At 70.8% G+C, this 14,231-nt stretch carries 13 protein-coding genes and 1 pseudogene; 2 read left to right on the top strand and 12 right to left on the bottom strand.

Annotated features, from left to right (window positions below):
- Positions 1–345: 345 nt before the first annotated feature.
- A pseudogene (locus tag WMF46_RS10570) lies at positions 346–774 on the bottom strand (helix-turn-helix domain-containing protein); the annotation flags it as partial.
- Positions 775–847: 73 nt separating this feature from the next.
- Here WMF46_RS10570 and WMF46_RS10565 point away from each other — a divergent pair.
- Entirely contained in the window at positions 848–1,693 is an 846-nt protein-coding gene (locus WMF46_RS10565; RefSeq protein WP_437985492.1) for a class I SAM-dependent methyltransferase, read from the top strand.
- Between the two features lie 109 nt (positions 1,694–1,802).
- Here the strand turns inward: WMF46_RS10565 and WMF46_RS10560 are convergent, their stop codons facing one another.
- The 8 genes from WMF46_RS10560 to WMF46_RS10525 form a co-directional block, all read right to left on the bottom strand.
- Positions 1,803–2,342 (bottom strand): hypothetical protein, encoded by a 540-nt coding sequence (locus WMF46_RS10560; protein WP_437985491.1) that lies wholly within the window; start codon positions 2,340–2,342, stop codon positions 1,803–1,805.
- A gap of 138 nt (positions 2,343–2,480) precedes the next feature.
- Positions 2,481–3,746 carry a kynureninase gene (kynU, locus tag WMF46_RS10555; protein WP_437987882.1) on the bottom strand — a complete coding sequence of 422 codons (1,266 nt, stop codon included), beginning with the start codon at positions 3,744–3,746 and terminating at the stop codon, positions 2,481–2,483.
- A 170-nt stretch (positions 3,747–3,916) separates the two neighbouring features.
- Positions 3,917–4,825: an SDR family oxidoreductase gene (locus WMF46_RS10550; protein WP_437985490.1), complete on the bottom strand. Its 909-nt coding sequence runs from the start codon at positions 4,823–4,825 to the stop codon at positions 3,917–3,919.
- 87 nt (positions 4,826–4,912) lie between these two features.
- Positions 4,913–5,860, bottom strand: a complete 948-nt coding sequence (locus tag WMF46_RS10545) for an AraC family transcriptional regulator (protein ID WP_437985489.1) — start codon at positions 5,858–5,860, stop codon at positions 4,913–4,915.
- Positions 5,861–5,994: 134 nt separating this feature from the next.
- Positions 5,995–6,507 carry a L,D-transpeptidase family protein gene (locus WMF46_RS10540; RefSeq protein ID WP_437985488.1) on the bottom strand — a complete coding sequence of 171 codons (513 nt, stop codon included), beginning with the start codon at positions 6,505–6,507 and terminating at the stop codon, positions 5,995–5,997.
- Positions 6,508–6,706: 199 nt separating this feature from the next.
- On the bottom strand, positions 6,707–8,218 hold the full coding sequence (locus WMF46_RS10535; protein ID WP_437985487.1) for a GMC family oxidoreductase: 1,512 nt from the start codon (positions 8,216–8,218) through the stop codon (positions 6,707–6,709).
- 29 nt (positions 8,219–8,247) lie between these two features.
- Entirely contained in the window at positions 8,248–9,186 is a 939-nt protein-coding gene (locus WMF46_RS10530) for an alpha/beta hydrolase fold domain-containing protein (RefSeq protein ID WP_437985486.1), read from the bottom strand.
- Between the two features lie 149 nt (positions 9,187–9,335).
- Positions 9,336–10,247 (bottom strand): LysR substrate-binding domain-containing protein, encoded by a 912-nt coding sequence (locus WMF46_RS10525; RefSeq protein ID WP_437985485.1) that lies wholly within the window; start codon positions 10,245–10,247, stop codon positions 9,336–9,338.
- A gap of 156 nt (positions 10,248–10,403) precedes the next feature.
- Here WMF46_RS10525 and WMF46_RS10520 point away from each other — a divergent pair, with 156 nt between their 5' ends.
- The gene (locus WMF46_RS10520; RefSeq protein WP_437985484.1) at positions 10,404–11,021 is read left to right on the top strand and encodes an isochorismatase family protein; all 618 of its coding nucleotides are present in this window, start codon (positions 10,404–10,406) and stop codon (positions 11,019–11,021) included.
- Between the two features lie 45 nt (positions 11,022–11,066).
- Here the strand turns inward: WMF46_RS10520 and WMF46_RS10515 are convergent, their stop codons facing one another.
- From WMF46_RS10515 to WMF46_RS10505, 3 genes are read right to left on the bottom strand one after another with little or no spacing between them, the layout of a single operon-like run.
- Entirely contained in the window at positions 11,067–12,251 is a 1,185-nt protein-coding gene (locus WMF46_RS10515) for an ARPP-2 domain-containing protein (RefSeq protein WP_437985483.1), read from the bottom strand.
- Positions 12,251–13,882, bottom strand: a complete 1,632-nt coding sequence (locus tag WMF46_RS10510; protein WP_437985482.1) for a hypothetical protein — start codon at positions 13,880–13,882, stop codon at positions 12,251–12,253. Before WMF46_RS10510 ends, WMF46_RS10515 begins: the two co-directional genes overlap by 1 nt.
- A 32-nt stretch (positions 13,883–13,914) precedes the next feature.
- The gene (locus WMF46_RS10505) at positions 13,915–14,217 is read right to left on the bottom strand and encodes a hypothetical protein (protein ID WP_437985481.1); all 303 of its coding nucleotides are present in this window, start codon (positions 14,215–14,217) and stop codon (positions 13,915–13,917) included.
- Positions 14,218–14,231: the final 14 nt, after the last annotated feature.

The following is a 14,231-nucleotide window of genomic DNA, read 5'->3' as shown; positions in this document are numbered from 1 at the left end:
CCTGGGTCGCCGCCTCCCGCTGCGCCTCCTCCGCCCTCCGCGCGGCAGCCTCCGCATTCCGTGCCGCGCTCCGCTGCTCCAGCGCCCGGACAACGATGACCGCCACCACCAGGGCCACCGCGACGGCAACGGCCGCACTCGCCACCAGCGTCCGTCGCGGCGCACGCTCCCGGGCCGCCCGCCGCTCCTCTTCCTCTCCCTCTCCCTGCTTCAACTTCGCCCGCTCCCGTTCCTGCCTTCGCTCGCCTCGAGCGCGACGGTAGCAGGCCGCAACCCGGTACGAGCCCCGGTCCCGCCAGCCCGGGAGCGCCCCACGCTCCGCCGGGCAGGGTTCCCGCCCTCCTGCACACGCGCCTCTCTGGGACCGGAAGGGGGATCGAGACGGCCGGCGCCGGCGAGCCGGACGATGCTGCGAAAGCGCGGACACTCCATGTGGCTCGGCGCGGTACACGCCGCCGCGTGGCGCAGGCCGTCGCGCAGGGCGACCAGGCGCTGGATGGTCCGGTCCAGCTCCTCGGCCTTGGCTGTCAGCCGCTCTCGCTCGATGCGCGGCCGGCCGTCGGGCGAGAACATCCGGGCGATCTCGTCCAGCGAGAACCCCGCCACCTGGCCGAGCGCGATCAGCGCCAGGCGCTCCAGCACCCCGGGGTCGAACAGGCGCCGCAAGCCCCTCCGCCCGGTGGACGCGATCAGCCCCTTCTCCTCGTAAAACCGCAGGGTCGAGGCGGGCACGCCGGAGCGCCGGGCCACCTCCGCGATGTCCAGCTGTTTCACGCTTGACCTCAAGTTGACTTGAGCTTGCAGACTACGGCACATGAGTTCCGACTGCAAACCGAAGGAGACGCCGATGTCCGAAGCCCATCAACCGAATCGCGACCAGGCCACGCTGTGGAACGAGGCCAGCGGGCGCACCTGGGTGGAAATGCAGGAAGTGCTCGACGGCATGATGGCCCCGCTCGTGGCGCCGCTCATCGACGAGGGCTTCCCCGGCGAGGGCGGGCGCGTCCTCGACGTCGGCTGCGGCGCGGGCGCCACGTCCCTCGCGATGGCGCGGCGCCTCGGGCCAGCGGGCCTCTGCCTCGGCGTGGATATCTCCGGGCCGCTCGTGGCGGCCGCCAGGGCACGCGCCGCCGCCGAGGGGCTGGCGTCCGCCGCGTTCGTCCAGGCGGACGCGCAGACCCATGCGTTCGAGCAGGGCACGTTCGACGCGGTGATCTCGCGCTTCGGCGTGATGTTCTTCGACGATCCCGCGGCGGCGTTCGCCAACATCCGGCGCGCCGCCCGGCGCGAGGCAAAGCTCTCGTTCGTGGCATGGCGCAGCGCGGACGAGAACCCGTTCATGACCGAGGCCGCGCGCGCTGCGGCCCCGCTCCTGCCGAGCTTGCGCGTCCCGGACCCCGACGCCCCCGGCCCGTTCGCCTTCGCGGACAGAGAGCGGCTGCAGCGGATCCTGGACGCGAGCGGCTGGACCGACGTCGACATTCGCCCGATCGACGTGCCGATCGGCGTCGCGGAGAACGACCTCCTCGCCTACGTCACAAGGCTCGGACCGGTGGGTCAGGCGCTGCGGGACGCGGACGAGCCGACGCGCGCCCGGACGGCCCAGGCGGTTCGCGCTGCCTTCGACGGTTACGTCCAGGAGGGCGCGGCCCGCTTCACCGCGGCCTGCTGGCTCGTGAGCGCGCGCGCCTAGAGAAATCCTGCCAGAACAGCCGGTCGATGACGAGCCGTCGCCCGGCGCGCCGTGCCCGGCGACGGGCCGAGACCGACATGCCGCGCGTCGCGAGGCGCCGGGCCGCACCTCAACCAAGGTCGCCGGTGAAGCGGATCGGCACGCGAAACGCCATGAAACTGGCCTTCACGTGCCTGGGCGAGAAGAGCGCGCCGAGCGTCGTGTCCTCGACCCCGCGGCTCCGCACCAGCTCGTGGAGCTCGAGCAGCGAGTACGCGCAGAAGAGCTCGAGGCGCTTTCCGATGTGCTTCAGGATTCTGCCGCGACTCCTGTAATACGGCGCGTAGTCGCCCTTGTACCGAAGATCGAGCGCTTCGATGCGGACCTCGTACTGCACGTAGGAGCGCTCCCCGAGCGCGCGATTGCAGAGGAGCTCGGCTTCGACGTGCGCGCCGGTGTCGCCCACCTCGACGCCGGGCCCATCCCCGAAGACCCAGAGCCCGTCGAAATGGGGCGCTTCGGCCTCTCGCGGCTCCTCGTGCGTCTTCGGGTGTCCGGGCGACACGGAGAAGCACGCTCGAAACTCGTCGCGGATCTCGGCGCTGCGCGCGCAGAGCGCCTCCATCTGCCGCTCTTTCGGAACCGAAAACAGCTTGGCCGTCTTGCCCATGAGCCGTGCTCCTCAGAGATGTCTCGCCCGCAGTCCGAGAGTGCCCGATTCAGAGCCTCCCATTCTACCCGATCGCAGAGGGCTGCGAGCGCCGGGCCAACGCGTCCCCGGCGGCTTCCCGTCCAGGCCACGGGCGGATCAGGTCACCGCGCCGCGCTGGTGGAATTCCGGCTTGTCCCAGGCGCCGCTCTCCAGAAGGTCGCGCAGCGCTTCCACCGCATCCCAGACGTCGACGAAGCGGGTATACAGCGGGGTGAAGCCGAAGCGCATGATGCGCGGCTCGCGGTAGTCGCCGATCACGCCACGGGCGATCAGCGCCTGCATCACCGCGTAGCCCTGCGGGTGCTCGAAGCTGACCTGGCTGCCGCGGCGGGCGGCGTCGCGCGGGGTGACCAGGATCAGCGGATGCTGGCCGCAGCGGGCTTCCACCAGCTGGATGAACAGCTCCGTCAGCGCCAGCGACTTGGCGCGCAGCGCGGCCATGTCGGTATGGCGGAAGATGGCAAGCCCGCATTCCACCAGCGAAAGCGCGGTGATCGGCTGGGTGCCGCACAGGAAGCGGCCGATGCCGTCGGCGGGGGTGTAGGCGGGTTCCATCGCGAACTGCCGGGCATGGCCGAACCAGCCGGACAGCGGCTGCCAGAAGCGGCTCTGATGACGCGGCGCCACCCACAGGAAGGCCGGCGCGCCGGGTCCGCCGTTCAGGTACTTGTAGGTGCAGCCGACGGCGAAGTCGGCGCGGGCGCCGTGGAGGTCCACCGGCACGGCGCCGGCGGAATGCGCCAGGTCCCACACGGTCAGCGCGCCGGCTTCGCGCGCGAGCGCCGTGACGGCGGCCATGTCGTGCATGGTGCCGGTCTTGTAGTTGACATGGGTGAGCACCAGCACCGCCACGTCGTCGCGGATCACCTGCGGCAATTCCTTGGGTGAGTCGATCAGGCGTAACTCGTAGGCTGCGCCGCCGCCCATCTTCAGCAGATCGGTCAGGCCCTCGGCGATGTACAGGTCGGTGGGGAAGTTGTCGCGCTCCGACACGAGCACCCGGCGCTCGGGCGCGGCGCTCTGCTGCTGGCGCAGGGCGGCGGCCAGCACCTTGAACAGGTTGATGGACGTCGTGTCGGCGACCACCACTTCGCCGCTGCCGGCGCCGATCAGCGGAGCCAGGAGGTCGCCCAGGCGGCGGGACAGGTGCACCCAGCCGGCCGTGTTCCAGCTACGGATCAAGCCGTCACCCCATTCCGCTTCGATCACTTCCCTGGCGCGGGCCAGCGACGCCTTGGGGCGGGCGCCCAGCGAGTTGCCGTCCAGGTAGATCACACCGTCCGGTAGCGCGAACTCGTCGCGCAGGTGGCGCAGCGGGTCGCTCGCGTCGCGGGCAAGGCAGGTGTCGCGGGTGGTCTGCAGGCTCACGTGAGGCGTCCTTCGGTTCAGCAGCGCAGGGTGCGCAGCATGGCACGGACCGGACTCGCGCCCAGGAGGGCCAGCGCGAGCGGCAGGGCGATCCGTCCGCGGTCGCCGGGCGGCATGGCATCCAGCCGCAAGCGACACGCGGCCCCGGCCGCCCGTGCAGGTGCTCAGTCGGCGAGCGCCCTCTCGACGGCCTGCGCGTAGGGCATGGGCGTGAGCGGGATGATGGCGCGGATCGGCCCCACATCGCCGACGAGGTCGGCGTCCAGGCCCAGCAGCAGGTCGGCGAAGGCGCCGCGGGGCAGGCCCGCCAGGCGCTCGAAGAGCCCGGCGAACGGCGCCAGCAGCCAGGGCAGGAGGTGCAGCTTCCACGGCGGGCGCCGGCCGAGCACGCGGGCCGCCACGTCGACCATCTCGTCGGTGGTGAACGCCTCGTCGCCGCCCACGTCGAAGGCCCGGCCGAAGGTGCGCGGCTCGTCGAGGCTGCGCACGAGGTAATGGACGAGATCGTCGAGCGCGATGTTCTGCATGCGGCTCCGGCCGCTGCCGAGGATCAGCGCCACGCGCCGCCGCGCGTTGGCCAGCGTGGTGTCGAAGCCGAAGCCGCCGCGTCCGACGATCTGCCCCGGCCGGAGGATGGTCACGTCGAGCCCGCTGCCGAGCAGCATCTGCTCGGCCTTCCAGCGACCGCGCGCCCAGATCGAGCGCGTGTCGGGCGTGATGCCCAGGAAGGTCACGTAGAGCACGCGCCGCACGCCGTGGATCCGGCAGGCTGCCACCACGTTCTCCAGGCCGCGCAGCTCGGTGTCCACGAAGGTCTCGCCGGGCGCGGCGCCCTTCTGCGGCGAGAGCGTGTGCACGCAGTTGAACACGGCCTCGCAGCCGCGAACCGCTTCCTCGATGGCGGCGCGGTCGGCGATGTCGCCGCGCACGAGCTCGGCGGCGGCGGGCAGTCTGGCGCGGGCGGCGTCGAGGTTGCGCACGGCGCAGCGGACCAGGAACCCTTCCTGGAGCAGCGCTTCGACGAGGCGGCGGCCGGTGAGCCCGGTGCCGCCGAGGACGAGCACGGTTCGCATGTCCTCATCGATAGCGATGGCCTGTCGAACGCACCATGCGCCAGCGTGCCGATCACTGTCGCGAGCGTACGAAACGACAGGACAGCTTCAGCCGCGCGCTTCGTTGCGGTAGTCCCGCGGCCGCTTGCCGGTGACGCGCTTGAAGGCCTGGCTGAAGGCGCTCTCCGACGAGTAGCCGAGCGCGGCGGCGATCTGCGAGATCGGCGCTGCCTCGTCCCGCAGCCGCCGCTCCGCCAGCCGTATGCGCCACGCCGTGAGGTACTGGAGCGGCGCCACCCCCGCGGCCTCCTTGAAGCGCACGGCGAAGGTGGTGCGCGACATGGCCGCGGCGCGGGCCAGCTCCTCGAGCTTCCAGTCGCGCGCCGGCTCGCCGTGGAGGAGGCGCAGCGCCGCCGCCAGCCGCTCGTCGCGGAGGGCCCGCAGCCAGCCCGCGGGCAGGCGTGGCGCCGCGGCCAGGTGGGCGCGCAGGATCTGGATGAACAGCAGCTGCGCCAGCATCGATGCCGAGAGGAAGGCGCCCGGCGCGCCGCGCGCTGTCTGCTCCGCCAGCAGCTGCTCGATGAGCCAGCGGATGGGGGCTGCCTGCGGTGCGGCCGCGCGCACGTGCAGAAAAGGGGGAAGCGCGCCCTGCACGAGGTCGGCGTGGCGCGGGTCGAGGGTCACGCCGCCGGCGAGGAGCAGCACCTCGGAGCCGTCACCGAGGGTAGAGAAGAGGTGGCGCTTCTGGGCCAGCAGGCCCATCACGTCCAGGGGTGGGGCCGAGAGGTCGCTGCCGACAAGGAACCCCCTTCGCCCGGGCAGGAGGACCGCGTCCCCCGGCTCCCCACGGATCGCCTTCTTGTGGCCGTCCAGGCGGAACCAGCAGCCGCCCTTGGCGACGACCGAGATCTTCATCTCGCCGGGTGGCGGGAAGTGGACGGCCCAGCGGCCACCGGCGGCGATGCCTCCGGCCATGACCGACGTGGCCTGGGTGAGCCGCAGGATGTCGGTGAGCGGATCGCTGGCAAAGGAGTGGATCGCAGCGTCGAGCGACACGCGTCGCACTATGGCGCATGCTGCCAGGCGGAACTACCGTTCACCGAGGTGGGCGGCGAGCGCCTCGGCGAGCGCGGGGGAGCAGCGCCGCCGCGGCGGCGACGCCGAGGCCGCCGGTCGTCGCTCACCCAAGGTCAGGGTTGGATGGTGACCTTGGTCCCGACCGGCACGAGCGCATAGAGCACATCGACATCCTCGTTGGTCAGGCCGATGCAGCCGTCGGTGGGCCCCCACAGCTTCTGAAGACCGGCGGCGTTGGCGAGGCGGATCCAGGCGCGCGCCAGGCCGGCGAGGCGGGGATCGCTGCCGTGGATGCCGATCGCGCCTCCCGGCTTCTCGATGCCCTTCGCGCGGGCGCGCTTCAGGTCATCCACGTTCGGGTACGAGACGCCGAGGAAACGATAAAACCGCTTGCTCTCGCGTTTGCTGTCGATGCGGTAGACGCCCTCCGGCGTGCGCTCGTCGCCCTCGCGCTCCTTGGGACCGACGGGGTTGGCGCCGAAGGTGGCCGAAAACGTATACGTCTTCTGGCCGGCGCAATGAAGGTCGAGCGCTCCATCGCCCTTGCGGACGACGATCTCGGGCCGAGCGCAGGTGGGGAGCCGTGCCTCGCCGGCCAGGGGAAGGGCCAGAAGAAATCCGGACATGGCCAGGATCAGAGCCGCGAAGAGGAGCGGGCCCCGTACACGGGACGTGCGATGCTTCGGCGTTGCAGGCACCTGGGGAGCCTACCACGCGGCGGGCTCGGTGCTCGGCGGCGGCGTCGGCGTGCTCGCCGCGGCCATCGCCAGGACGCACCCTGGCGTGCGCGCCGTCGTGCCCTGTCGGTGCGGCGCGCTCGTCGCCTCAGAGCTTCCGGCTGATGGCTTCGGCGATCATGATCGTCGTCACGTTCGTCGGCGCCGAGATGATGTCCGGCATGATCGACGCATCGACGACGTGCAGGCCGTCAACGCCGCGGACCGCGCCCCTTGCGTCGACGACGGCGCCCGGATCGTTCGGTCCGCCCATCGGGACGGAGGATGTCGGGTGGGAGTAGCCGTCGACCTGCGCGATGATCGCCTTCTCCAGCGCGGCGTCGTCTTGCACGTCGTTGCCGGGGGTCATCTCCAGCTCGACCACGTCGCTGAACGGCGCGGTCTTGCCGATCTCGCGCGACAGGCGCACAGCTTCCATCATCCGCCGCAGGTCGCTGCGGTCCTCGAAGAAGTTGAAGCGGATCAGAGGCATCACACGGGGATCGCGGCTCGCCAGGCGGATCGATCCCTTCGACTTCGGCAGCGTCACCGAGCAGGCCAGCACGATCGCCCCTCCGGTCGGGCTCTGGGCCGGATCGAAGATGTGCGTGCCGGAGATGTGCAGGTCGAGCTCGTCCGCGCCGGCCTCGCTGGACCTGGTCCAGAGGATCGCGCCGGCGACCGGCGTCATCGACCTGGCTTCGGGTTTCAGCGCATAGACGTTGTAGTAGAACGGGTGCTCCTTCAGCCGCTGCCCGACCGGAGCCTCGACGATGACGGGGATGCCGAGCTCCTTCAGATGCGACGACGGGCCGATGCCCGAACGCATCAGGATCGCGGGGCTGCCGTACGCGCCGGCCGACAGGATCACCTGACCGGCCGCGATGGTCTCGCCGCCGACGAGGCGCACGCCGGTCGCGCGGCGGCCTTCGAACACCACGCTGTCGACCTCGACGCATCCTCTGATCGTCAGGTTCGGCCGGCGGCGTACGTCTTCCGTGAGGTAGGCCATACCGGTGTTGATCCGCTTGCCGTCGACGACGTTCAATGGGTAGGGCGACACCCCGTGCTGCTCGGCGCCGTTGAAGTCGGTGACGCGCGCGAGGCCGCACCTCTCCGCGGCGAGCACGAACGCGCGCATCGACGGGGTGTTCTCCTCCATCGTCCGCTGCCGGATCGGGAAGGGGCCTGTGCGCCCGTGCCAGGCGTCTTCGCCGGTCGGCGTGTTCTCCATCGCCTTGAAGATCGGCAGCACGTCGTCGAACGACCAGCCTTCGACGCCGTGAGTTGCCCAGCGCGCGAAGTCGGAAGGCCTGGCGCGGATCGCGACCGCCGCGTTCACGCCCGAGCTTCCGCCCAGCACCTTGCCGCGAATCGCCTTCACGTCGTGACCGAGCCCGAGGTGATCCTGGGTGTGGTAGCCCCAGTCGTGATCGCGATCGCCGCCCACGCGGTTCGCGTTCGCGATCACGTCTGGGGTGTTCACCGGCGCGTAGGCCTGGCCAGCTTCCAGCAAAAGAACCCGACGGTCCCGGTTGTCGCTCAGGCGGTTCGCGAGCACGGCGCCCGCGGATCCGCCGCCCACGATGACGACGTCGAATTTCGGGGTTTCGTTGGCCATTGCGGTTTCTCCTTTCTGACGGGCTCCTTTCAGCCGCGGTCCAAGGCGTCGCGGAGGAAGCGGGCGGCGCGATCGAGCGCGTTCCTGCTGGTTTCGAGGTGCGCGACGTCGAGCTGGAAGACGTGGTGCATCCCCTCGAAGATCTGGAGCTCGACGAGGACTCCGGCCTTCGCCGCACGCTCCGCGTACTGTCTGGAGTCGTCGAGCAGGCGCTCGTCGGTGCCGACCTGGATGAGGAGCGGCGGCAAGCCTCTCAGGTCGCCGAACAGCGGCGAGGCGAGCGGATCGGAGGTGCCATAGGCGCCGACGACCTTGCGGGCGCAGTCCTGCAGGTAGTCGTGGCCGATCAACGGATCGACGATGTCCGGATCCGTCATCGACGCGCCGGTGAAGGAAAGATCCACCCACGGCGAGAACACGACGCCCGCGACCGGCGCCGGACCAGCGGGCTTCCCGGTCAAACCCGCCAGCGTCACGAGCGTGAGGCCGCCGCCCGCGGAGTCGCCGACGATCGCGATGCGGTCGAAGCCCTTGGCGACCAGAGACATGGCAGCGGTCCGCGCCGCGTCCGGAGCGGCCGGCAGCGAAGCTTCGGGCGCCAGAGGATAATCGATGACGAGCGCCGGGATCTTCGTGCGGCTGACGATCTGGCTGACGAATCCGCTGTATGCCTTCGCCGAGCCGAGGACGTAGCCGCCGCCGTGCAGGTAGAGGATCGCCCGCTTCGGCTCGGCCTGCGGCGGACGGATGAAAAAGCCCCGCACGCCCGCCTCGTCGACAGCCTCGAGCGTGACGTCGCTGGTCAAAGGAGAGCCGGAGATGAAAGCATCGTAGACGGTCCTCTGGTCTCCCATCGCCGTCGCCCAGAAGTTGGCGAACCGCTCGCGCAGCGCGGCTTCGCGCTGCCGCTCCTCGGACGAGAGCTTGATGATCTCCGTTTTGCTATGTTGATGATCCTGCAACTGCATCTCCGACATCGTCGTTCTCCATCGTTGGACATGGCTCCGCCGTCCGCGCGAAGCCACGTGTCGCGCGTGGCGTGGGACATCTAGGGGCGGGAAACGTCGACCTGAAAAGACGCCATTTCTGAGACGTAGCGTCCAGCTGGTTGGACGACCTAGATCAGCACGGCTCTCGGAAGCTCGGCCGCCAGATGATCGAGGAAGACGCGCACCGAGGGAAGCAGCCCCTGCCTGTAGGGGATGAGCGCGGTGATCGTGGCGTCGCCCGCGATCCAGCTCGGCAGCACCCGGCGCAGCTTGCCGGACTTCACGGCCGCCCGGCAGACGTAGCCGGGCAGGGCGACGATCCCGAGACCCCTGATCGCCGCCTGCTGCAGGCCGACCATATCGTCGCTCGACAGCCGCGGCGTCAGCGGCACAACGGCCTCGTTCTTGGCCTGACGCGCGTGGCGCAGCCGCCAGACCGGATCGACCCCTGTCCGCATCATGAACAGCGATGGATGCTCGCGCAGGTCCTGGGGTCTCTGCGGCTCGCCTTTCTCGTCGAGGTAGTCGGATCCGGCGAACAGGTACCAGGGGGCGGGCGCGAGCGTCCGCTGGACCAGAGTGGAATCCGGCAGCGGATCGGAGTGCGCTCGGATGGCGACGTCGAAGTTCTCTCCGACGATGTCGACGGCGCGGTCGACCGCATGCACGACGACGTTGACCTTCGGGTACTGCACAAGGAAGTCCGCGACGATGTCGGACATCGCAAATTGCATCGTCGCCACGCCGCCGGTGCATCGTATCGTGCCGCTCGGCTCCACCAGGCGCTGGCGGATCGCGGCCTCGGCCAGCTCGGCTTCGCGAAGCATGCTGACCGCGTGCCGATAGAATTCTTCGCCAGCATCCGTCATCCCGAACTTGCGCGACGTGCGGTTGAGGAGCCGGACCCCGAGGCTATTCTCGAGCTGCTGCATGCGGTAGCTGAGCGTCGATTTGGGGGTCCGCAGCGTGCGGCTCGCGGCCGTGAACCCGCCCCGGTCGACCACCTGCACGAACAGGAAGAAATCGTTCAAATCCAGCATGTTTCGCTCATCGTCCAATCTACCGGACGCTGAGTTCGGATTTTGCCGTCTTTTGGGCTGTTCGTCCAGCGGGTAGTCCTCGCGTCATCACGGCAAACGACCGTGACCCCGAAGGTCCGGCCCGCCCGGATCCGGCGACGAGCTCAGGAGGACCCGATGACCATTCGCAAGTACGAGCCGCTCACCCAGGACAATGCCGCCGTCATCCTGGTCGACCACCAGGTCGGCCTCATGACCGGCGTCCGCGACTACTCGACAGGCGAGCTGAAGCACAACGTCGTCGCCCTCGCGAAGGCCGCCAGGGCGCTCAAGCTGCCGATCGTCGTCACCACGACGGCGCGCGACAGCATGTGGGGGCCGACCTTCCCCGAGCTCGTCGACGCCTTGCCTGGCATCCAGATCATCGATCGATCGACCGTGAACGCCTACGACGACCCGCGCGTCGCAAGGGCCATCGACGCCACGGGCCGCAAGAAGCTGATCTTCGCCGGCATCTCGCTCGAGGTGTGCGCGGGCTTCCCGGCGATGACGGCCGTCGCGCGCGGGCTGGACGCGTATGTGGCCGTCGACGCCTCCGGAACGTTCAGCGAGACCAAGCACGACGTGAGCCTGTTCCGCATGCAGCAGGCCGGCGTCATCCTGTCCGACTACGCGACCCTGATGGTCGAGATCCTCAAGGACAACGGCCGTCCGGAGGCGGGCGCCGTCTATGCCGCGCTCGACATGCCCTGGGCCACGCTCGTCGGCCAGGTCGCCAGCGCTCTGCGCAGGTGAACGAGGCGGCGCAGGCCTGTTCGACCAGCGCCTCGAGCAGCGCGCTCACCTCGTCCGCTTCAGCGCCGCCTTGAGCACGTGCTCCGCGATGAGGTAGCCGAACCCCTCGCCCTCGATCCGCCGGATCAGCTGATCGCGCGTGGTCCGGAGCGCCGACGCCGTGGCGTTCAGGTTCCACCCGTGCGCCGCGAGCTGCTGGAGGAGCCGGGCGCGCCTCACCTGCCCCGCCGCGAGCCGGTACGTCTTCGCGTACTCCAGCGTGCCGTCCTCGCGCACGATCGCCTCGCCGATGTGGTTGTCCAGCGACGGATCGAGCTCGGTCATGAACCGCTGCAGCGAGAACGGCCCCGCCCGGTACACGCGCTCCGCCGCGATCGGCCGGCCGAGGAGCCCCGCGGCCGTGTCCACGTGCAGCGCGCCGGCCTCTGCCCGCGCCCGGCCGAGCGCGGCCCGCAGGTCGTCGAGCGAGCCGATCTGCGCGGCGTCGAAGGTGTGCTCGATCGCCTGGCTGTCGCCGTTGTGGCGGGCCGCGTAGAGCAGCGTCTGCTCGTAGAAGTCCTCGATCAGCGTGCGGTGCAGCGCGCGGTAGTCGTCGGGGTGCGACACAACGAACACCGACGCGAGCAGCTCGCCGACGAAGAGCAGGACGCCGCACTGGCCCTCGTGGATCTCGAAGACGCGCAGCGCGTCCTCCAGGCTCGGGATCGCCCGGCCGGAGAGCGACACCTCGGTGCGCGGGTCGAGGCCGCGGGAGATGGCCCGCCGCGAGTACTCGGACCAGGCGATCTCGGGGGCGTTGAAGTGCAGCGCGAGGAAGCCCTCCATCGCGAGGTGCAGCGGCAGGAGGCGCAGGCGGTTCCGCTCGGCCGGGTCCTCGCCGCGCGCCTCGCGCCGGGCCATGCGGTGGAGCAGCTGGACGCCGCAGCCCAACTTGCTGAGCGGGTTTCGGACCTCCGGCCCCGCGAGCGCCGCGCCGTAGGACGCGACCGGCGAGCCGTCCTCGGTCCACCCGATCACGAGCGCGTGCGGCACGTAGGAGCAGTAGGCCGTGCCGTCGCCGAGATCGACGATCGACCAGGCGTCCTCGTGTCTGCGGCCGGCGATGCGCAGGTCGTCCCGCGGCGCGTCCCGGAGGAGCGGGACCAGGCGCACGCCCGCGAAGACCTGGGCGTGCGTCGCGGAGAGGCCCCGGAGCGAGAGCGACCGGAGCAGGGCCGGCGCCTTGGCCATCAGGGCACCTCGAGCGCCGCGGCGGGCGCCTCTTCTGCGGGCTCGGCGGCGTCTGCCGGCTCCATTGCGTCTGCCGGCTCCATTGCGTCTGCCAGCTTCACGGCGTCTGCCGGCTCCATTGCGTCTGCCAGCTCCACGGCGTCTGCCGGCCCCGCGTCCGCAGCTGGCTCCGCGGCGCCCGGCGTCCGGGCGTGCCGCGAGAGCAGCGCGGCCGCGCGCTGCGCGAGGTAGCGCTCGAGCTCCGCGAGCGGCGCCGTGCCCTCGGCAAAGCGGGCGAAGCCGAGGACCGTCGGCAGGTCCTCGGCGTCGCGCAGGCCGACCGTCGGGATCGACGGGCCGAGCGCGCGGGGCGCGTAGCGCTCGCTGTCGAACACGGGGTTGATGTGGACGATCGACGTGCGCTGCCCCGGATCGAGCCGCGCCCGGAAGCAGCGCGCGACCTCGGCGGCGGCGCCGGGCGGGTCGTTCTCGAAGCCGTCCGAGAGGACGACCACGACGTCGGGTCGCCAGGCGAGCGCGTCGAGCAGCGGCGTCGCGAGATCGGTCTGGCCTCGCGCGCCGACGAGGATCTCGTCGGCCGTGGGCGCGGTCCAGAAGGCGCGGTACTCGCGGGCGGCGGCGCGGAGCAGGTAGCTCACGCCGAGCGCGACGGCGAGCGGGCGGCGGCGCTTCTCGCTCGATCCGGACGCCGAGTAGCTCCTGTCGAGCACGGCGGCGACGCGCCCGAGCGCGGCTGGGCTCTTCCTGAGCGCGCGGGCGGCGGCGCGCTCGAGCCCCGCGTGGAGCTCGTCGCGGCGCTCGCGCCGGACCTTCTCGGGCAGCGAGAGCGCATAGAGCGCGACGCGCGTGAGCGGGGCGCGGCCGAGGTCGACGGCGAGGTCGACGTCCTCTCGCCCGGCGGCGCGCTGGAGCCGGAGGCGCTCTCCCTCGGTCATGCGCGGCGCGGCGCGGCGCAGGAGCTCTTCGCGAGAGACGCCGCGGGCGGCGGCGAGCCCCTCGGCGACGGTCAGCGGCAGGTCGAAGATCGCCTCTTTCGCATAACGCGCCTGCCGCGCGCGCTCGAGGAGCGGCGTCTCGAAAGGCGCACGCCGCTTGGGCTCGAACAAAAAGGGCCCGATCTCGCCGGGGAGCTGGAGGTGGGCGTGCACCGCGAGCGCGCGGAGGTGGGCGCGGTACTTGACGGCGTCGAACGCCGGGTCGGGCCGGCCGGCGAGGTAGCCGCGGATGACGGCGCGCGCGCGGCGGTTGTTCACGCGGCGCTCCCGGAGCTCGCGCAGCGCCCGGAGCGCGCGCTGCGGGGGGAGCTCCCGGAGGGCCGCCGCGATGAGCGAGCCCTCCTCCCGCCGGTCGGGAGCGGGCGTCTCTGCGCCGGTCGCGAGGAGGTTCATGGCGATGCGCGCCTGGTTGAAGTGGTTGATGCCGGCGGCGAGCGTGCGCGCGTAGAGGCGGCGGTAATTGCCGAGGATGTACTCGTGGAGGAACTCGATGGAGACGGCCTGGCCTCCGGAGGTGCCATAGAACTCGGCCTGCCCGGTGCACGCGAAGCAGGCGTTGATGAACATGACGAGGTCCTCGCGCTCGACGCGCTCGGTGTGAAAGCGTGCGGGGGGCGCGGTAGGGGCGGGGGGCATGGCAAAGAGCCGCCCGGGGAATGGTGAGGCGATCAACCTACGACAGTTTCCAGACTGGGATCGGAAATCGCCCCGAAGTCCCACGGGCGGCGACCGGCAGCATACACCCGGAGGGGCGCCTCTCGAACGACAAGATCTCCCTTGACGACAAGATCATCGCTGGCAGCGCTGAACGTCTCCACCTTGCCTGCCATGTCTTCGTCCCCCGCTCCGAATTCAGTGAGGGCAAGGGCGGCGAAGAACGGACAGACATCAACCTCACGAAGCAGGCCCTCGACAGCGTCACTTTTCCAGGAGGAGGCGAATCGCGTAAGGTTTCCTATGTCAACAGGCACGTGCGGCGTGGCTG

Source organism: Sorangium sp. So ce117, assembly GCF_051524395.1.
Lineage (GTDB): Bacteria > Myxococcota_A > Polyangia > Polyangiales > Polyangiaceae > Sorangium > Sorangium cellulosum_B.
Note: the sequence above shows the minus strand (reverse complement) of the source record. Positions and strands in the feature narration are given on the sequence as shown.